Source organism: Luteibacter sp. TLI7-4A, from assembly GCF_056754745.1.
In genome coordinates, this window is sequence record NZ_JBPGWO010000001.1 from 700,162 (window position 1) to 719,277 (window position 19,116).

16 protein-coding genes and 1 riboswitch are annotated in these 19,116 nt (G+C 65.7%); of the genes, 9 read left to right on the plus strand and 7 right to left on the minus strand.

The genetic code is table 11. The annotated features are described in order from the left end of the window. The first annotated feature begins 94 nt into the window (after positions 1 to 94). The 6 genes from ACR9Y6_RS03110 to ACR9Y6_RS03135 all read left to right on the plus strand — a co-directional run bounded on the left by ACR9Y6_RS03110 (position 95) and on the right by ACR9Y6_RS03135 (position 4,389). Complete coding sequence (locus tag ACR9Y6_RS03110; protein ID WP_481279947.1) at positions 95 to 1,288, plus strand: MFS transporter; 1,194 nt, start codon at positions 95 to 97, stop codon at positions 1,286 to 1,288. A gap of 55 nt (positions 1,289 to 1,343) precedes the next feature. Beyond that, positions 1,344 to 1,709, plus strand: coding sequence for an ArsR/SmtB family transcription factor (locus ACR9Y6_RS03115; protein WP_481279948.1), 366 nt, complete (start codon positions 1,344 to 1,346; stop codon positions 1,707 to 1,709). Then, entirely contained in the window at positions 1,706 to 2,239 is a 534-nt protein-coding gene (locus ACR9Y6_RS03120; protein WP_481279949.1) for an SRPBCC family protein, read from the plus strand. The genes ACR9Y6_RS03115 and ACR9Y6_RS03120 overlap by 4 nt, the downstream gene beginning before the upstream one ends. A 139-nt stretch (positions 2,240 to 2,378) precedes the next feature. Further along, positions 2,379 to 3,152: an SDR family oxidoreductase gene (locus ACR9Y6_RS03125; protein WP_306850547.1), complete on the plus strand. Its 774-nt coding sequence runs from the start codon at positions 2,379 to 2,381 to the stop codon at positions 3,150 to 3,152. 7 nt (positions 3,153 to 3,159) lie between these two features. Next, positions 3,160 to 3,408, plus strand: coding sequence for a hypothetical protein (locus ACR9Y6_RS03130; RefSeq protein WP_481279950.1), 249 nt, complete (start codon positions 3,160 to 3,162; stop codon positions 3,406 to 3,408). 72 nt (positions 3,409 to 3,480) lie between these two features. Then, positions 3,481 to 4,389 carry a LysR family transcriptional regulator gene (locus ACR9Y6_RS03135; RefSeq protein ID WP_481279951.1) on the plus strand — a complete coding sequence of 303 codons (909 nt, stop codon included), beginning with the start codon at positions 3,481 to 3,483 and terminating at the stop codon, positions 4,387 to 4,389. A 101-nt stretch (positions 4,390 to 4,490) separates the two neighbouring features. Here the strand turns inward: ACR9Y6_RS03135 and ACR9Y6_RS03140 are convergent, their stop codons facing one another. Next, complete coding sequence (locus tag ACR9Y6_RS03140) at positions 4,491 to 5,390, minus strand: LysR family transcriptional regulator (RefSeq protein WP_481279952.1); 900 nt, start codon at positions 5,388 to 5,390, stop codon at positions 4,491 to 4,493. Positions 5,391 to 5,529: 139 nt separating this feature from the next. Between ACR9Y6_RS03140 and ACR9Y6_RS03145 the strand changes: the two genes are divergently transcribed. Then, complete coding sequence (locus ACR9Y6_RS03145; protein WP_481279953.1) at positions 5,530 to 6,066, plus strand: ester cyclase; 537 nt, start codon at positions 5,530 to 5,532, stop codon at positions 6,064 to 6,066. A 1-nt stretch (position 6,067) separates the two neighbouring features. On the opposite strand, the gene ACR9Y6_RS03150 is transcribed toward ACR9Y6_RS03145, so the two are convergent. Next, positions 6,068 to 6,781: a pirin family protein gene (locus tag ACR9Y6_RS03150; protein WP_481279954.1), complete on the minus strand. Its 714-nt coding sequence runs from the start codon at positions 6,779 to 6,781 to the stop codon at positions 6,068 to 6,070. Positions 6,782 to 6,819: 38 nt separating this feature from the next. After that, positions 6,820 to 8,517: an FAD-dependent oxidoreductase gene (locus ACR9Y6_RS03155; RefSeq protein ID WP_481279955.1), complete on the minus strand. Its 1,698-nt coding sequence runs from the start codon at positions 8,515 to 8,517 to the stop codon at positions 6,820 to 6,822. A 200-nt stretch (positions 8,518 to 8,717) separates the two neighbouring features. Between ACR9Y6_RS03155 and ACR9Y6_RS03160 the strand changes: the two genes are divergently transcribed. Then, entirely contained in the window at positions 8,718 to 9,134 is a 417-nt protein-coding gene (locus tag ACR9Y6_RS03160; protein ID WP_481279956.1) for a heavy metal-responsive transcriptional regulator, read from the plus strand. Then, positions 9,131 to 11,455 carry a heavy metal translocating P-type ATPase gene (locus ACR9Y6_RS03165; protein WP_481279957.1) on the plus strand — a complete coding sequence of 775 codons (2,325 nt, stop codon included), beginning with the start codon at positions 9,131 to 9,133 and terminating at the stop codon, positions 11,453 to 11,455. The genes ACR9Y6_RS03160 and ACR9Y6_RS03165 overlap by 4 nt, the downstream gene beginning before the upstream one ends. A 247-nt stretch (positions 11,456 to 11,702) precedes the next feature. Here the strand turns inward: ACR9Y6_RS03165 and ACR9Y6_RS03170 are convergent, their stop codons facing one another. The 4 genes from ACR9Y6_RS03170 to gcvP all read right to left on the minus strand — a co-directional run bounded on the left by ACR9Y6_RS03170 (position 11,703) and on the right by gcvP (position 18,692). Then, on the minus strand, positions 11,703 to 14,105 hold the full coding sequence (locus ACR9Y6_RS03170; RefSeq protein WP_481279958.1) for a GH92 family glycosyl hydrolase: 2,403 nt from the start codon (positions 14,103 to 14,105) through the stop codon (positions 11,703 to 11,705). Positions 14,106 to 14,193: 88 nt separating this feature from the next. Beyond that, positions 14,194 to 15,072, minus strand: coding sequence for a bestrophin family protein (locus ACR9Y6_RS03175; protein WP_481279959.1), 879 nt, complete (start codon positions 15,070 to 15,072; stop codon positions 14,194 to 14,196). Then, positions 15,069 to 15,734 carry a carbonic anhydrase gene (locus tag ACR9Y6_RS03180; RefSeq protein WP_448098206.1) on the minus strand — a complete coding sequence of 222 codons (666 nt, stop codon included), beginning with the start codon at positions 15,732 to 15,734 and terminating at the stop codon, positions 15,069 to 15,071. Before ACR9Y6_RS03180 ends, ACR9Y6_RS03175 begins: the two co-directional genes overlap by 4 nt. 87 nt (positions 15,735 to 15,821) lie before the next feature. After that, complete coding sequence (gene gcvP / locus ACR9Y6_RS03185) at positions 15,822 to 18,692, minus strand: aminomethyl-transferring glycine dehydrogenase (RefSeq protein ID WP_481279960.1); 2,871 nt, start codon at positions 18,690 to 18,692, stop codon at positions 15,822 to 15,824. A 42-nt stretch (positions 18,693 to 18,734) separates the two neighbouring features. Next, positions 18,735 to 18,827, minus strand: a riboswitch (glycine riboswitch). Positions 18,828 to 19,116 lie beyond the last annotated feature (289 nt).

The following is a 19,116-nucleotide window of genomic DNA, read 5'->3' on the forward strand; positions in this document are numbered from 1 at the left end:
GTGCAAGGAGGGACCAATTGCACAAGCGCACGTGGCCTTCCTGTCGGACACTACGATCATGTGTTCCACATAACCCCATCGCCAGGAATCCCTCATGCCACCATCCATCGCCGAGCCGGCAAGCCTTCCCCGCGCCACCTTGTATGCGATGGCGTTGGCGGCGGGACTGGCGGTCGCCAACATCTATTACAACCAGCCGATGCTCGGCATCATGTCGAGGGATCTGCACGACGGCGCGGTGGAGCGGTGGATCCCGATGCTGACCCAGCTGGGCTACGCCGCGGGCCTTCTGTTCCTCCTGCCGCTGGGCGACGCGCTGGAACGGCGCCGGCTCATCGCCGTGCAGTTCATCGTGCTGTCGCTTGCGCTGGTACTCGCTGCCATGGCCCCGGGGCTCGCCATGCTGGCGGTGGCCTCGGTGGTCGTGGGCGCGGCCGCGACGGTGGCGCAGCAGATCGTGCCCTTCGCCACGATCCTTTCCGCACCGGAGAAACGGGGTGCCGCGGTCGGCACGGTGATGAGCGGCTTGCTCACCGGCATCTTGCTGAGTCGTACGATCGCCGGCTTCGTCTCCAGCATGGCTGGATGGCGGGCGATGTTCTGGCTGGCCGTTCCCGTGGCCTTGATCGGCGCGGTGCTGATGGCGACGCGCCTGCCCGAGCATCGGCCCGCGCGCCGCGTGCCCTACCGCGAACTTCTGGGCTCGCTGGTGGGGCTGTGGCGCGCCGAACCGTTGCTGCGCCGTGCGGCGCTCACCCAGGCCGTGATCTTCGCATCGTTCTCGGCGTTCTGGACCGTCCTGGCGCTGCGCCTGGAACAACCACCCCTGCATCTCGGCGCGGCGACCGCGGGTCTGTTCGGCATCGTCGGCGCGGTGGGTGTCGCGATGGCGCCGGTCGCGGGACGCATCGCCGACCGTCGCGGTCCCTGGCTGGTGATCGCCATGGGCGCGGCGGCGACCGTGGTCGCCTGGGCCGTCTTCGCTCTGTGGACGAGCCTTGCCGGACTCATCGTCGGCGTGATCCTGCTCGACTTCGGCGTGCAGATCGCGCTGGTCTCGCACCAGCACCTCATCTACGGCCTGCACCCGGAGTTCAAGAGCCGGCTCAATACGCTTTTCATGACGACGATGTTCCTCGGTGGTGCCGCGGGTTCCTTCGTCGCCGCCGAGGCGTGGCGGCGGGCAGGATGGCTGGGCGTATGCGTGCTAGGTGGAGGCCTCGCCGTCGTCGCGCTGGTCTCGCGGATGCTGCACCGGCCGGCACCGCATCCCGTGCACGACGCCTGAAAATAATTCAACCAAGTGGTTGACTAATGAGCGGTCCACGCGTACATTCAACCTTATGGTTGAATTAGACGCCCCGCAACTGGACCCGGTTTTCCACGCCCTCGGCGATCGCACGCGGCGGCACATGCTGCGTGAGCTTGCCGCTGGCGAGCGGACCGTGGGCCAGCTCGCCGAACCCTTCGCGATGTCGCTCGCGGCCGCCTCCAAGCACATCAAGGTGCTGGAAAACGCGGGCCTGATCCGCCGCGAGGTACGCGGACGTGTCCATATCTGCCGACTCGACCCTGGCCCCCTGGCCAGCGTGAGCGAGTGGCTGGCCTTCTACGAGCGCTTCTGGACCGACCGTCTGGGCGTGCTCGACAGGCTCCTGCGCCAAGCCGACGCCCACGAGCCCCCGACCTCCAAAGGAGACAAGTCATGAACGACCTGGCCACCCCCGATACCTATGGCACGCTGATCGAACCCACCACGTTGAAGATCCAACGCGTCCTGCCAGGACCGATAGAGCGGGTCTGGGCCTACCTGACCGAGGGAGACCTGCGTCGCCAGTGGCTGGCGAGCGGCGAGATGGAAATGAAGGTGGGATCGACCTTCGAGTTCGTCTGGCGCAACGACGAACTGACGAATCCGCCCGGACAGCGGCCACCTGGATTTTCCAGCGAGCACCGCATGGAGGGTTCCATCACGGAGGTCGATCCGCCACGCAAGCTGGCGATCACCTGGGGAGGCACGGGTGGCGTCAGCTTCGAACTGGAGCCCAGAGGTGACCAGGTCCTGCTGACGCTGATCCACAGCCGCGTGCTCGACCGTACGATGCGACTGAACGTCAGCGCAGGCTGGCATATGCACCTCGACGTGTTGGCGGCGCGCATGGAAGGTACCCAGACCGGGCCGTTCTGGGATGGGTGGTTACGGTTGAAGGAGGAGTATGACGGGAGGCTTCCTGCCTGAGGGAGTCTCCTGCGCCGTGTCCTTCATGAGCATCCGATTGGGTGGTTTTCCTGGATGATTCATCCAGCCGTGGGTCGTTTATCGGCGGGATGAAGGGGCCTAAGCTCGAACCTCCATCGGCTCATGAAGGAGATTTCCCATGGCAGACCATTCCATCAAAGGCAAGGTCGTTCTCATCGCCGGAGGCGCCAAGAACCTCGGCGGCCTGATCGCCCGCGACCTGGCCGGACAAGGGGCCAAGGCCGTCGCGATCCACTACAACAGCGCGGCTTCCAAGGCCGACGCCGATGCGACCGTAAAGGCGATACAGGCCAGCGGAGCGCAAGCCGTGGCCTTGCAGGGTGACCTGACGACGGCCGCCGCTGTCGAGAAGCTCTTCACCGACACCATCGCCGCGGTCGGTCGGCCGGATATCGCCATCAACACGGTGGGCAAGGTGCTGAAAAAGCCGTTCACCGAGATCAGTGAATCCGAGTACGACGAGATGACGGCGGTCAATTCCAAGACCGCCTTCTTTTTCCTCAAGGAAGCCGGCAAGCACGTCAACGACAACGGCAAGGTCTGCACGCTGGTGACCTCGCTGCTGGGCGCATTCACCCCGTTCTATGCCGCCTATGCCGGAACCAAGGCGCCCGTGGAGCATTACACCCGCGCGGCTTCCAAGGAGTTCGGCGCGCGTGGCATCTCGGTGACCGCGGTCGGCCCGGGTCCGATGGATACGCCGTTCTTCTATCCGGCCGAAGGTGCCGACGCGGTGGCGTATCACAAGACGGCCGCGGCACTTTCCCCGTTCAGCAAGACCGGCCTCACGGACATCGAGGACGTCGTCCCCTTCATTCGCCACTTGGTCAGCGATGGATGGTGGATCACCGGCCAGACTATTCTCATCAATGGTGGCTATACCACCAAGTGAGGAAACCGTGCGCACAGTGATTGTCATCGCCATTGGTCTGGTGCTGGCTGCGTTGTTCGTGCGGCTGATGTCCGCATCGCACCGCACCTTGGCCGCCAGCCTGTTCACCTTGATATGGCTTGCCGTCTCGGCGTGGAACCTGCGCATCGGCCTGGCCCACGGCTACAGCTTGTCTGAGGAGCTGCCAATCCACCTTGCCCTGTTCGGTGTTCCAGTACTATTCGCCTGGGGTTTGTGGTGGTTTCGCCATGCGTGAAGGCGGCTGCACGGGGACCTCGCTCGCGGGCTGACTTCGGGGTCGGGCACGGGTATTCGACAGGTCAGGTGCATGGACAGATTCGATCAGTACCGCGTGTTCGCCCAGGTGGCGGAGATGGGCAGCTTCATCAAGGCGGCGCATGCCCTCGATGTGCCGCGGGCGTCGGTGTCCGCGGCCATCCAGCAGTTGGAGGCCCAGTTGGGCGTGCGCTTGCTGCATCGGACGACGCGGCAGGTGCGGCTGACGGCCGATGGGGAACAGTTACTGGACCGCGTGCGGCCGTTGCTGGCCGAAGTCGAAGACATCGATCAGTTGTTCCAGGCCAGTCGGCGGCAGGTGTCGGGACGACTCGTCGTCGATGCACCGAGTCGCATCGCCCGCCGCCTGATCGCCCCGGCATTGCCTGGTTTGTTGCGCCGCCATCCCCGGCTTCAACTGGTCCTGGGCTCGACCGACCGAGTCATCGATCTCGTGCAGGAAGGGGTGGACTGCGCGGTACGCATCGGCGCGCCGCATGACAGCAGCCTCGTCATTCGTCCGCTGGGCCATATCGCCCTGGTCAACTGCGCGAGCCCGGCCTACCTGCGTGAGCACGGCGAACCGGCCCAGCCTGGCGACCTCCAGCACGGACATTCGGCCGTAGGTTATGCGTCGCCTAAGACGGGCAGGGCATTACCGTGGGAGTACCTGTCCGACGACGGTAGCGAGCAGCTGGCCGACATATCCAGCAGGGTCGTCGTGAACAATGCGGAAAGCTATATCGCCTGCTGCCTCGCCGGCCTTGGACTCATCCAGGTTCCGCGCTTCGACGTCCAGCACCTGTTGGATTCGGGCGACCTGGTCGAGGTGATGCAAGGCTATCGTGCGGCTCCGATGCCGGTGTCATTGCTGTACCCGCATCGACGGCAGCGGTCGCGTCGGCTGGCGGTTTTCCAGAAGTGGTTCGAAGCGTTGATGCAGCCGCACCTGGATGCCTGAACGGGAAACGCGACCGCGTCGCTACGTGCCATGTCTTGCTTGCCACCGTGAAGAGCCGGACCTTGCCGGCAAATCTCGACGGTGAGGGTTCACAGCCTCGGTTACTTCCGAAGGTCGCCCTGGAACGTATTCACCATCGCATCCAGGAATACACGCGCCTTTCGCGGCATGTTCGTCCGATCGGGGAACAGCGCGACGATGGGCAGGTCGCCACCAGTCCAATCGGGTAGCACGCGTTCCAACCGTCCCGACGCAAGGTCGTGGCTGACGTCGACGATCGACTTCAACATGATGCCGAGCCCGGCGACACACCAGTCGTGCAAGGCATCGCCATTGTCGACACGCATGCGGGCCGGTGCCGGGATCGATTCCGTCGTGCCATCGGGGCCGTGCAGGCGCCACGGCGCGACGGAATCGCCGTAACGCAGCAGGTCGTGGTTGCGCAGATCCGACGGCGTCGAAGGGCGTCCGTGGCGATTGAGATAGGCGGGCGCGGCGACGAGGACACGCGAGTTGTCGGCGATCCTGCGCATGGCGGCGCTGCTGTCCACGAGTCCGCCGCCGATGCGGATGGCCACGTCCATCGCGCCACCCACGACATCCACTACTTTGTCGTCGAGGGACAGCGATATGGCGAGCTGCGGATAGCGGCGCGTGAGTTCCCCCAGGATGGGCACCACGTGCCTGCGCCCGAACGATACCGGAGCGGATACTCGTAATGTCCCAACCGGTTCGTCGCGACCGGTCGCCAACAGTTCTTCGCCCTGGCGGATCGCTTCCAGGGCGCGATCTATCTCGACCATCAGGCGCGCACCTTCTTCCGTCGGAGAGAGGCGGCGCGTCGTCCGGTTGACGAGGCGCACCCCGGTGCGCCGCTCCAGCGTGGCGAGCCGCTTGCTCACCACGGCGAGGCTGACGCCCATGGCGTTCGCGGCGGCTGTAAGCGAACCCGATGCCATTACCTGCTGCAACGTTCGAAGTTCGTTGAGATCGTCGAGCATGTTGCCTCACAGTTGAGACTGACTCAGGTTGTCGCGCAATTACATGTCTTTCAGGAAATGATTATGTTGTTGGCATGCCCCCGGCGGCAAGGTCCCCGGGCGTCGAGCAGCCCCCTGAGATTCGAACGAAGGACCATTCATGCGTACTCTTTTTGCCATTGCCCTGGCGCTTGCGGCCCCGTCCTGTTTCGCCGCGCAGGTGGACGACCGCGCGGCGGTCGCCATCGCGAAACCCCAGGAGCTGATCGTCGACAAGAGCCTTTCATCCACGTCCGTGGACGCCTTGCTGGCTCCCGTGGATGCGTTCTACGGCTTCTGGAACAACGGTAGCGCGCAGCTACTTTCCAAGGCGCTGTCGCCTTCGTTCGTCGACCACACGTTGCCACCCGGCAGGCCGCAGGGCCCGACCGGTCCCATGGTCGCTTCGAAGGCGTTCCTCGCCGCGGTTCCCGACTTGAAGGTGGCCGTGGTACAGCGCCTGGTGGTCGGCGACCGGGTGGTCAGCCATCTTCGCTTTACCGGTCACTTCAGCGGTGAGTTCATGGGGCGGAAGGGCGAAGGGCAGCCGATCGACTTCATCGCCACCGATATCCTGCGTGTCGGTGGCGGTCGGATCACCGACAACTGGCACCTCGAAGACAACCTCGCCTTCATGCGCCAGATCGGCGCGATGTGACTTAGCGAGGCGGCTGCAACTCGCCCATGTCGAACAGCAGCACCTCGCCGTCCACGCCATCGGAGAGCACGACGCGCTCCTCGCCGGTGATCTTGGCAGCGTCGCCCGCGGACAGCGGATGGCCATTCACATGCACGCTGCCACGGACCACATGCACGTACACAAGACGCTCGAAATCGATCGTGTGATGCGCGGTTTCGTCGGGGCCGAAGAGTCCCGCGTAGATCCGGACATCCTGGTGAACCGTCACCGATCCGTGTTCGCCGGACTGGCTCGCGACCAGGCGCAACTTGCCGCGCTTTTCCGCATCCGGAAAGAACTTCTGCTCATAGCCGGGCGCCAGGTTCAGCTGGTTGGGGATGATCCATATCTGCAGGAAATGCGTTTCGGTGACCGCGTTGTTTTCCTCCGAATGGGTCACGCCATGGCCGGCGCTCATGCGCTGTACTTCGCCAGGCCGGATCACGACGGCATTGCCCATCGAATCCTTGTGCGCCAGTTCTCCTTCGAGGACGTAGCTGATGATTTCCATGTCGCGATGGGAGTGTGTGCCGAAACCGGCTCCGGCGGCGACGCGATCCTCGTTGATGACGCGCAGCGGACCGAAGTGGACGTGGTCTTCGTCATGGTAGTCGGCGAACGAAAAGCTGTGATGCGAATCGAGCCAGCCGTGGTTGGCGTGGCCGCGTTCGGAGGCGTGGCGGATGACGAACATGGGTGTCTCCAGAAGAAAGTGTTGCTGCAGCCGATGGCTCAGGCCATGGCGGCAGGGGAGGTGGGTATGGCGGTGGGCAAGGAGTCGTGGCGGATCGACGCGAGGTATTCGTGCACCGCCTGGATCACGGCCGATCCCTCTCCGACGCCGGATGCGACGCGTTTCACCGATCCTGAGCGCACGTCGCCCACGGCGAATATGCCGGGGCGGCTGGTGGCATAGGGCGAGGCCGCGGGTACGCCGGCGCAGGCCCGGCCGGTTTCCACGAAGCCCTTCGCGTCGATGCCCACGCAATCACCGAGCCAGTCGGTATTGGGATCGGCACCGATCATCACGAACACGTTGCCGACCGGATGAACGACGACTTCGCCGGTGTCACGGCGACGGCACGCCACCGATTCGAGGTGCTCGTCGCCCTCGAAACGGACGATCTCGCTGCGGACGTGCAGGGTGATTCGCGCGGAATGCGCGATCCGTTCGATCAGGTAGTTGGACATCGTCGCCGCCAGGCCGTCCGCACGGACGAGTAGGTGGACCATCGACGCCGTGCGCGAGAGGAAGACGGCCGCTTGTCCCGCCGAGTTGCCGCCGCCCACGACGATCACCTCCTGTCCCTGGCACAACTTCCCCTCCATCGGCGTCGCGGCATAGTGCACGCCACTGCCCTCGAATCGTTCGTAGTCCACGGCGGAAAGCTTGCGGTAGCGTGCCCCCGTGGCCACGACGATGGCATGTGTGCGCACCTCTTCGCCGCCCTCCAGCTTCAGGCGATACGGATGCTCGTCGCATTCGAGGGAACGGACGAAACGAGAGATGGCGAGCCGCGCCCCGAATTTCTGCGCCTGGATGTGGGCGCGTCCCGCCAGTGCCTGTCCCGAGATGCCGGTAGGGAAGCCCAGGTAGTTTTCGATACGTGACGACGTGCCGGCCTGGCCACCCGGGGCAAGGCCCTCGATGACGATGGTGTTCAGGCCTTCGGAAGCCGCATAGACGGCGGCGGCGAGTCCCGACGGACCGGCGCCCACCACCACCACGTCGTAGACCAGCGCGCCGTCGAATGCCTCGGTCAGGCCGAGACGATCGGCCAGTTCGGCGGTGGAGGGCCGGCTGAGAGCGCTCTGATCGGGGAAGATCACCACCGGCAGTTGCTCAGCCGTGGTTCCCATGCCTTCGAGCACCTGGTCTTCGGCGCCGGCATCGGAGGTATCGATCAGGCGATGCGGATAGCCGTTGCGAGTGAGGAAGCGCTGCAGGGCGAGCGTCGCGGCTTCATGTGCACCGCCCACGATGAGTACACCGCCGGTACCGTTCTGGATCAACCCGACACGGCGCAGGATCAGTGCGCGCATGACGATTTCGGCAATGTCCGGCTCGGCCGCCAGCATGCGCTTCAGGGCGTCGCGCTCGATCTTGATGACGCGCGTTCCGGCACCGGCTCGCGCATAGACCAGGACTTCCCGCTGGTTCAGGAGATCCAGTTCGCCGGTGAATTGCCCATGGGTATGGGTCGCGAAGACGACGGGCTGGCCGGAGGCGTCGAGATCGAACACTTCGACGGTACCCGCCACGACAACGAAGAAGCACACTGCGCGCTCGCCACGCGCGTACAGAAGCGTATCCGCCTGGAAATCCTGCTCGACGCCGTACTGACGCGCCGTGTCGATCATGGACTCGTCGAGGCGTGGAAAGATCTGCGCCGTCCGCGCATAGGGATCGTTTGGATCGATGGTGTTCACGTCCGCACCTGGAAGGACAGCGATGGTCGTTCTCACTGTAGTGTCGGGATGGGATGGCTGATTGAAGAAATCGTACCCCTGCCAGAGCCTCGCCCGACGATGGAGGTCGCCGGCGCCACGACGGTCCTGGTTAACGCGGAAGTGTCGCCACTTACAGTCTCTTGACTCTAGACCTAGATCAAGGGTCTAGACTTGGCCTCATGAACACTCAAACCGCCCTCACCATCGGCCGCATCGCGCAAAGCGCGGGCGTCGCCATCGACACCATACGGTTCTACGAGCGGGAAGGGCTCCTGCCCGAACCCCGGCGCCGGCCCTCGGGATACCGCGAATACGACCAGAGCGCCGTTTCGCGGTTGCGCTTCATCCGCCGGGCCAAGGACCTGGGCTTCACCCTGGAGGAAATCCGCGAACTGCTGGCCCTGTCGGCCGACCGGCATGGCGGCGTGGAAGGCGTGCGCGAGCGCGCCTCGGCCCGCTTGCGGGCGATCGACGGGCGCATCGCGGAATTGCAACGCGTGCGCGACGGACTGGCCGAGCTGGTGGACGCCTGTCCGGGGCATGGCGCGCCGGAGGATTGCCCGATCCTCAAGGCGCTGGCGGAGCCGAACGCGTGAGCCGCGCTTGCTGTGCACACGACGCCGGCGCACAGGCCGACGTGGTGAAGGACCCGGTGTGCGGCATGACGGTGGACCCGGCGACCACGCCGCACCACGCCACGCATGAAGGCCACGATTACCACTTCTGCGGCGCGCGCTGCCGCGAGCGGTTCGTCGCCGAGCCGGGCAAGTACCTTGGCCCGAAGGAGCCCGAACCGGTATCGCCACCGGGCACCATTTACACCTGCCCGATGCATCCGGAGATACGCCAGGTCGGCCCGGGTTCCTGCCCGAAGTGCGGCATGGCGCTGGAACCGGCAATGCCGACACTGGATGACGACGACGGTGAAGTCCGTTCTCTCGGCCGCCGCCTGGGACTGCTGGCGGCTTTGACGGTCCCGGTGGTCCTCGTGGCGATGGGGCCGCATCTCTTCGGCACGATGTGGCCCGAGCCCTGGTCGTCGCTGGCGCGCTGGGGCGAGGCCTTGCTGGCGACCGTGGTGGTGCTGTGGGGCGGCGCACCGTTCTTTGTTCGTGGCTGGCGTTCGCTCGTGCCGTGGTCGCCGAACATGTACACGTTGATCGCGCTGGGTACGGGCGTGGCGTGGTTGTACAGCGCCGTGGCACTTCTCTTCCCGTCGTTGTTCCCGCCCACCATGCGCAACGCGCACGGCATCGTCGACGTGTATTTCGAATCGGCCGCGGTGATCGTCACGCTGGTGACACTGGGCGATTTCCTGGAACTTCGCGCACGCCGCCAGACCGGCGAGGCCTTGCGCGGCTTGCTCGGGCTGGTGCCGAAAACCGCGCGTCGGGTGGCCGGCGACGGTCGCGAGGAAGACGTGCCGCTGGACAGCCTGCGAGTCGGCGACCATGTGCGGGTGCGGCCGGGCGAAAAGGTTCCGGCGGACGGCAGCGTGCTGGATGGCGAGAGCCATGTCGACGAATCCATGCTCACCGGCGAAGCGATGCCGGTGGCGAAACGCGCGCACGACAAGGTCACCGCCGGTACGCAGAACCAGCACGGTGCATTGACGATCCGCGTGGATCACGTGGGCGCGGACACGGTGCTTTCGCGCATCGTCGCGATGGTGGCCGAGGCGCAGCGTTCACGCGCACCCTTGCAGCGCGTGGCCGACAAGGTCGCCGAGTGGTTCGTGCCCGTGGTGGTGATCGTGGCGATACTCGCCTTCGCCGCCTGGTGGGCGGTGGGCCCGCAGCCCTCGCTGGCGCATGCGCTGGTGGCGGCGGTGTCGGTGCTGATCATCGCGTGTCCTTGCGCCCTGGGCCTGGCGACGCCGATGTCGATCATGGTGGCCAGTGGCCGCGGTGCGCAGGCGGGCGTGTTGTTCCGCGATGCGGCGGCGATCGAGACCTTGCGCGATATCGACACGCTGGTGTTCGACAAGACCGGCACGCTGACGGAGGGCAGGCCGGTGCTGACCGAGCTGCGCAGCTTCGGTCCCGATCGTGCGGAAGTGCTGGCGCTTGCGGCGGCACTGGAACGTCCGAGCGAACATCCGCTGGCCGCCGCCATCGTCGCCGCCGCCGAAGACGAGGGCTTGGAGATCCCCGCGGTTTCCGGGTTCCAGGTGGCGGTGGGACGCGGCGTGAGTGGACGTGTGAACGGTCGCGATGTCGCGATCGGCAATGCGCGGCTGATGGAAGAGGAGCGCGTGGATGCCAGTGCCGCGCACGAAGCGGCTGGCAAAGCACGCGCGAAAGGTGCCACGGTGATGTTCCTCGCCATCGATGGCCGCCTGGCAGCGCTGCTGTCGCTTGCCGACGCGGTCAAGCCTTCGACGAAGCCCGCATTGGACGCCTTGCACGCGGCGGGCGTGCGGCTGGTGATGTTGACCGGCGACAACGAAGTCACGGCGAAAGCCGTGGCCGCGTCACTGCCGATTGACGAGGTGCATGCGGGTGCGTCACCGGAAGACAAGGCCCATCTCGTTTCCTCGTTCAAGGCGAAGGGCTTGAAGGTGGCGATGGCGGGCGATGGCGTGAACGACGCGCCGGCACTGGCCGCCGCGGACATCGGCATCGGCATGGGCAACGGCAGCGACATCGCGATCCAGAGCGCGTCGGTGACCTTGCTCAAAGGCGACCTCGCCGGTATCGCAAGGGCGAGGGCCTTGTCGGAAGCCACCGTGAAGAACATCCGGCAGAACCTGTTCTTCGCGTTCATCTACAACGCGGTGGGCGTGCCGGTGGCGGCGGGTGTGTTGTATCCGTTGCTGGGGGTGACGTTGTCACCGATGATCGCCGCGCTGGCGATGAGCTTGAGTTCCGTATCAGTAGTGGGTAACGCGTTGCGCCTGCGACGCGGTGCACTCTAAACGAAGAGCCCGCACCTCGACTCGAGGTGCGGGCTCTTGTGGGGCCTCTTTCTTGTGGGGCCTCTTTCTTATGGGGCCCTTTTATGTGGGAGCCGCTTCAGCGGCGATGGGTGCTCGCGCCGACCTTGCCCGCTACCGCGGGATCGCCGCTGAAGCGGCTCCCACAAATGAAGTGGCTCCCACAAATGAAGTGGCTTCTACAAATGAAGCGGCTTCTACAAATGAAGTGGCTTCCACGAACAGCCGGTCAGTGCTTGTCGAAGGAGGGTGGGGCGTCCGCGGGTTTCGTCGCCCATGAGGTGTTCGGCTTGTCCGACAGGTCGAATTCCAGCTTGCCGCCCTTCAGCGCGAACGACTCCGGTAGCCACGCGCGCGTGGACACCTTGCCGTCCACCTTCAGCGCGGTGACATAGGGCTTGCCCATGCCCGCGTTCGGCGCTTCGATCGTCACGTCGCCGTTCTCGCGATGCACGACGGCGCGGGTGAACAGCGGGCTGCCGATCACCAGTTCCGCACGACCCGGAATCGAGGGGTATACGCCGAGCGCGGCGAACACGTACCAGGAGGACATTTCGCCAAGATCGTCGTTGCCGGGAATGCCGTTGGGTGCGTTGAGCCAGATCGTATCGAGCACGCGGCGGACGAGTTCCTGCGTCTTCCACGGCTGTCCGGCGTAGTTGTAGAGCCAGGGCGTGCCGATGGAAGGTTCGTTGTCCAACTCGGCGTGCAATGGCCCCGATCTGGTCACGGCGAAGCTGCCGTCCGGCTGGTAGAAGAAGGCGTCGAGCCGCTTGCGCGCCTTGTCCCGTCCACCCATGGCGTCGAACAGGCCGCCAACGTTGAACGGCACCATCCACACGTATTGCGCGGCACTGCCTTCGACGAAGCCGTCTTCCGTGGACGGTGTGAACGCGTGCGGGGTTTCCTTGTCGTCGTCCTTTACCAGTGCCCAACTGCCGTCGGCGTTGCGGTTGCGGATATAGCCGCCTTCCGGCGTCGCCTTCGGGTCGAAGAGGTTGCGCCAGTACTGCGCGCGTTCGAGGAAGCGGGCTGAGGTGGCGGTGTCGCCGAGGCGCTGCGCGAGCGCGCTGATGCCGAATTCGGCGGCGACGGTTTCCAGCGTATCGGCGGCAGGCCCCCAGGCGGGTGCGCCGACGGGGATGTAGTGCAGCTTCAACCAGGCGTCGAGCCCGGGGCGCTGACCCACGCATTCGACCTCGCAGCCATCGTGCGAGATATCGAGAGCGGTCGGATTGTCGGCGGCGTGTACCAGCGAGGCGAGAGCGCCCTTGACGTCGAAATCGCGTGCAGCGAAGGCATGCATGCCGGCGATCGCGGCAGCGGACGGATCGCCGTTCATCACATGCGTGCCGCCGTTGTTGTGCGTCCAGCGATCCCACACGCCATTATTCTGCTGCGCCTGGTTGTAGAGGCTCTGTGCGATGTCGCTGGCGGTCTTCGGTTCCAGCCACGCCACCAGTGGCAGCTGCGAGCGATAGACATCCCAGCCGGAGAAATTGGCGTACTGCGCCTTCTGATTTCCTGCGACGCGATGCACCGCGTTGTCGAAGCCGCGGTACTCGCCGTTGACGTCGCTGAAGACGTTGGGATGCATCAAGGCGTGATACAGCGCGGTGTAGAACACCGTGCGCTGATCCGGTGTGCCGCCTTCGATGTCGATATGCGAGAGCCGCGCGTTCCAGGCGTCGACGGCCTTGTCGCGGAGGGCTTCGAACGTCGTGCCCTTCGGATTCTCGGCATCGAGGTTGGCCTGCGCGTTGGCGAGGCTGACATACGAGATGCCGACGCGAACATTCACCGTGCCGGTTCCCTTGGCGAACCCCACCCACGCACCGGAGCCCTTGCCCGTCGCCGGGAACCCTTTCTCGCCGTAGCCGGTACCGCCTTCCGCGTGCATGCCGCCCTTCTGCACGCTCGTGTCTTGCCATGTGCCTGTCGAAGCGAACGGCTGGTCGAATTCGGTGACGAAGTAGAGCGTGTAGTAGCTGCGCCGATCGGCTTCGTTGATGTAACCGCAGAAGTTGCCGCTGGTCACTTCGCCCATGATGCGCTTTCCGGCCTTGTCGACGGTGATGCTCGCCTTCTCGGAGCCGGCCTCGGAATCGGAGGCGCGCACGAGCACATTCACCGGCTTGCCGGCGGGGAAGGCGAAGCGTGCCGCGCCCGAATGCAACGCGGCGGTAAGGTCCACGGCGACGCCGTTGTCGAGCGTCACATGGTAGTGGCCCGCTTTCGCCGTTTCGTTCGCGTGCGAGAACTTCGCTGCGTACGCATGGCGGAAGTCCGTCGATGGCGAGACGGTGATCTCGTCCGTCACCGGCATGATCGGCACGTCGCCCGAGCCACCCGCGCAACCCCAACCTTCCACATTGGTGAGGCTGAAACCACGGATGGCATCGGCGCGGTACTCATAGCCGCCGGGTGCCGCGATGGGCGCCTTCTTGCCCGGCAGGGGCGAGGCTTCCGGACTGAACTGGAGCATGCCGAACGGAACCACCGCACCCGGAAAGACATTTCCTCCGTTCGTGGTGCCTATCAGCGGGTTCACCAGGGCGGCTGGGCCGGTAACGGCGCCAGCCAACGCGGGGAGGAGGGCGGAGGCGAGGACGATCGGACGAAAGGCGCGCAAGGGTGGACCTCCGTGAAGCCGGGATTTATCTCGATTGAAATCGCTCGGCGACCGGTTGTCCCGTGCCAACGGTCATGCTTCGAACGGTTTACCAGAGGATGCCGTCGACCGGCTTCACCGGCTCCAGGCCATGCGCTTCGCCGAGGGAATCGCGCAGGTCGATCTCGATGCCGCGGGTGAGCGTCGTCAGCGGCACGTCGTCCTCGAGGTTCTCGAAGGGGTTCTGCATGTCGTTGCCGATCTGCAGGAGGGCCAGGAACAGGAAGCCGGCCACGGTGGAACCGAGCGGCGTGTACAGGCCCAGTGTCTCGACCAGCCCCAGCGGAAGAAGCAGGCAGAATCCATGCGTGAAGATGGCTGGATACGTGGCGTACTGCTGCGGCAGTGGCGTGTTCTTGATCCGTTCCATGCCGCCCTGCGCATTGGAAATGTCGGACAAGGTGCGTGCGATGGCCGCGAGCAGGATGGGCTCGGGACGCGCTTCGCCGATCAATGTCGCCGTGCGCGCGTGGATGGCGTTCGGCACGTTGGCGACACCGCGCAACGAGGCGATTTCCTCGGCGGGAAGGCGTGTGCCCAGTTCATCCCATGGCGATTGCCGGCGCAGGTGCAGGCGTAGCGCGTGCACGTACGCGATCTGCCGGTGCACCACCGTCGCGGCGGCCGTCCGGTCGGCAAGCAGCGTGACCGCCTCGCGGCCCAGCGTCCGCGAGGCGTTGACCATCGCGCCCCACAGCGTCCGCGCTTCCCACCAACGCGCATAGGCGGTGGTGTTGCGGAAGCTGAGATACACCGCCACGGCGGAACCGAGGAGGGTGAGGGGCAGGGCGGGGAATTCCGCCGTCCAGCGAGGATGCATGAAATACCACAGGGCGGTGACAGCGACATCCCAGGCCAGCAGCCAGATGAGCGGCCGTCCGACGTAGCGCAGGATATGCCCGAGGTGGGCTCGCCCCGGGAGGATCACGCGCCGTGCTCTCGCTTGATCGCTTCGGACAGGGGGAGGAAACGGTTGGCCGCCTCGTCGAGTATCGAAATGGTGCCGTCGCCGATGTCGTAGACCCAGCCTTGAAGCGTGATCGCATCGTTGGCCATGGCCGCGGCCACCGCCGGGTGCGTGCGCACGTGGGTGAGCTGCAGGCGCACGTTTTCCTCGATCACCGCCTGCATGGCCTCGGCGCCTTCCAGCTTGCGCGCGAACACGGCGCTCTTGGCCGCCTGCGCATTGCGCAGCCATGCCTCGACCGTGGGCAGGTCCTTGGTGGAATCGGGATTGAGCAGGCCCTTCATGGCGCCGCAATCCGTGTGGCCGCAGATCACGATGTGGCGCACGCCGAGCACCATCACCGCGTATTCGACCACGGCGGACACGCCACCGAGCATCTCGCCATAACCGGGCACGATGTTGCCGATGTTGCGGCAGACGAAGAGTTCGCCAGGTTGGGTCTGGGTGATCATCTCCGGCACCACGCGGGAGTCGGCGCAGGTGATGAACAGGGTATGCGGGCTCTGGCCTTCGGCCAGCTCGTCGAACAGGTGCTGTCGTTCGGGGAAGACCTTGTGGCTGAAGTCCTCGACACCCCTCAGCAGGCCTAGCAGGCTATCGTCGCGCGGCGTTTCCTGGGTCATGTGGTCACCTTGGAAGATCGCGCCGCCCGAACCGGGCGGCGCCAGGAGCGCAGTTTAGGGCAAAGCCGGCTCCCCAAGGAGGCGGTTTTACGCCTCCACGTCTTCCTTGTACGCATCGATCGGGATGCAGGCGCACATCACGTTCTTGTCACCATAGACGTTGTCCACGCGCGACACCGGCGGCCAGTACTTCGACAGCTTCAGCGACGGCAGCGGGAAGGCCGCAAGTTCACGCGGATAGGCGTGGGTCCACTCGCTGCCCGTGACCATGGTGGCCGTGTGCGGGGCGTTGCGCAGCGGGTTGTCCTCGCGGTCCAGGCGGCCGTCCTCCACCGCGCGGATCTCGTCGCGGATCTGGATCATGGCGTCGATGAAGCGGTCGAGCTCGTGCTGCGATTCGCTTTCGGTCGGCTCCACCATCAGCGTGCCGGCGACCGGGAAGCTCAGGGTGGGGGCGTGGAAGCCGAAGTCGATCAGGCGCTTGGCGACGTCTTCCGCGCCCACGCCGGTGGCGTCCTTGAGCGGACGCAGGTCGAGGATGCACTCGTGCGCCACCAGGCCGTTGCGGCCCGTGTACAGCGTCTTGAAGTGCGGCGCGAGGCGCCTGGCGATGTAGTTGGCGTTGAGCAGGGCGACCTGGGTCGCCTTGCGCAGGCCTTCCGTGCCCATCAGCGTGATGTACATCCAGGAGATCGGAAGGATCGACGCGGAGCCGAAGGTCGCCGCGCTGACCATGCCGACCTCACCCTCGCCGCCGAACGCGCGGGGCAGGAAGGGAGCGAGGTGCGACTTGACCGCGCACGGGCCGACGCCCGGGCCGCCGCCGCCGTGGGGAATGCAGAAGGTCTTGTGCAGGTTGAGGTGCGAGACGTCCGAGCCCCACTTGCCCGGCTTGGCCACGCCGACCAGGGCGTTCATGTTGGCGCCGTCGGTGTAGACCTGGCCGCCGTGCTTGTGCACCGCTTCGCAGATGGCGACCACGTCTTCCTCGAACACGCCGTGCGTGGAGGGATAGGTGATCATGATCGCGGCGAGACGATCGGCGTACTTCTCGGCCTTCTCGCGGATGTCGTCGACGTCCACGTTGCCGTTCGCGTCGCAGCGGGTGACGACGACCGTCATGCCGCACATCTGCGCCGACGCGGGATTGGTACCGTGCGCCGATTCCGGGATGAGGCAGATGTCGCGATGGCCTTCGCCGCGCGAGCGGTGGTAGGCGCGGATGGCGAGCAGGCCGGCGTATTCACCCTGTGCGCCGGAGTTCGGCTGCAGGCTGACGGCATCGTAGCCGGTGCATTCCACCAGCATCGCTTCCAGCTCGTCGATCAGCTGCTTGTAACCCTGCGCCTGGTCGGCCGGGGCCAGCGGATGGATGTTCGCGAACTCGGGCCACGTCACCGGGATCATCTCGGCGGTGGCGTTGAGCTTCATGGTGCACGAGCCCAGCGGGATCATCGTGCGGTCGAGCGCGAGATCCTTGTCGGCCAGGCCGCGCAGGTAGCGCAGCAGTTCGTGCTCGCTGTGATGCGTGTTGAACACCGGATGCTGGAGGAAGTCGACCTCGCGCAGCAGGTCCTTCGGCAGGGCGTCGTGGACCTCGGCGTCGAGCGCGTCGATGTCGCCGACGCTGGCGCCGAAGACACCGGCGAGCGAGACGATATCCGCGCGGGTGGTGGTCTCGTCGAGGCTGATGCCGACGCTGGACGCGTCGATGGCGCGCAGGTTGATGCCAGCGGCGGTGGCCTTGGCGTGGATCGCCGCGGCCTCGACACCGGTGACATGCAGCGTGTCGAAGAAGTCGCCGCCGACGGCGACACCGGCGTTGCGCAGCGCCGTGGCGAGGATCGCCGCGAGGCGGTGCGTGCGGCGCGCGATGCGCACCAGGCCTTCCGGACCGTGGTACACGGCATACATGCTGGCCATCACGGCGAGCAGCACCTGCGCGGTGCAGATGTTGGACGTGGCCTTCTCGCGACGGATGTGCTGCTCGCGCGTCTGCAAGGTGAGGCGATAGGCCGGCTTACCCTCGGTATCCACGGAGACGCCGATCAGGCGGCCCGGCATCGAGCGCTTGTATGCGTCACGGCAGGCGAGGTAGGCCGCGTGGGGGCCACCGAAGCCGTAGGGCACGCCGAAGCGCTGCGTGTTGCCCACCACGATGTCCGCGCCCCAGCTGCCCGGCGCGGCGATCAGGGTGAGCGCGAGCAGGTCGGTGGCGACGCAGACGACGCCGCCACGCGCGTGCGTCGCATCGGCCAGGGCCTTGTAGTCGTTGATGCGGCCGAAGGTGTTCGGGTACTGCAGCAACACGCCGAAGCTGTCCACCGTGGCGCCTTCGCCGTCGTCGCCCACATGCAGTTCGATGCCGATGCCATCGGCACGGGTGCGCAGCACTTCGAGCGTCTGCGGATGCACGTCCCGGGAGACGAAGAACACGTTCGACTTCGACTTGGCGGAGCGCTTGGCCAGCGCCATGGCCTCGGCCGCGGCGGTGCCTTCGTCGAGCAGCGACGCGTTGGAGATGTCCATGCCGGTGAGGTCGGCGACCATCGTCTGGAAATTGATCAGGGCCTCCATGCGGCCCTGCGAGATCTCCGCCTGGTACGGCGTGTACGCCGTGTACCACGCCGGGTTCTCGAGCACGTTGCGCAGGATCACGTTCGGCGTGAGCGTGCCGTAGTACCCCTGGCCGATGAAGCTGCGGAAGACGGTGTTGCGGTCGGCGATCGCGCGGATCTTCGCCAACGCCTCTTCCTCGGTGATCGCGGCGGGCAGGGCGAGCGGAGCAGGCGATTTGATCGAACCGGGAACGATGGCGTCGGTGAGCGCGTCGAGCGTGTCGTGGCCGACCACGCGCAGCATCTCGGCGATCTCGGTGTCGTTGGGGCCGATGTGGCGCTCGATGAAGGCGCCGTGGTTCTCGAGGTCGCGCAGCGAAGGAGAGGTTTTATGGCTCATGGGCTTGGAGGCATCCGAAATAACGCGCCGTGCCGGCACGTGGGGCGCCCCTCTGTCCTTTTGCCTGAGAGTTTGGAGGCGGAGCCTCTTGCACCTTCGGCGCCGGATCGAACCGGTCTCTCCAGAGTGATGACCGCGCGGTGGTTTTGGGGCCTGAGCGATTACGGGCGTTGCGCCTTCGGCAGCGGGTCCTTCCGCTTCTCCCACCGTGCATTACCCGACCGATTATACAGGGGTGGAGGGCAGGGAAGAGGGCCGTCGATGGATGAGGCCGGGAGGAAACGGGCAGATGTCCAGGGCCCGCGTAGGCGATGCCCCGCGTCCCTGTGGGTGTCGGCGGCGATTCGCACGGAAGTTCCTGCTGTAGCGGAGTAGCTGTGTCGACATCTTCGCTCATCGTGTGGGGAACGGCGGGTAAATGTGC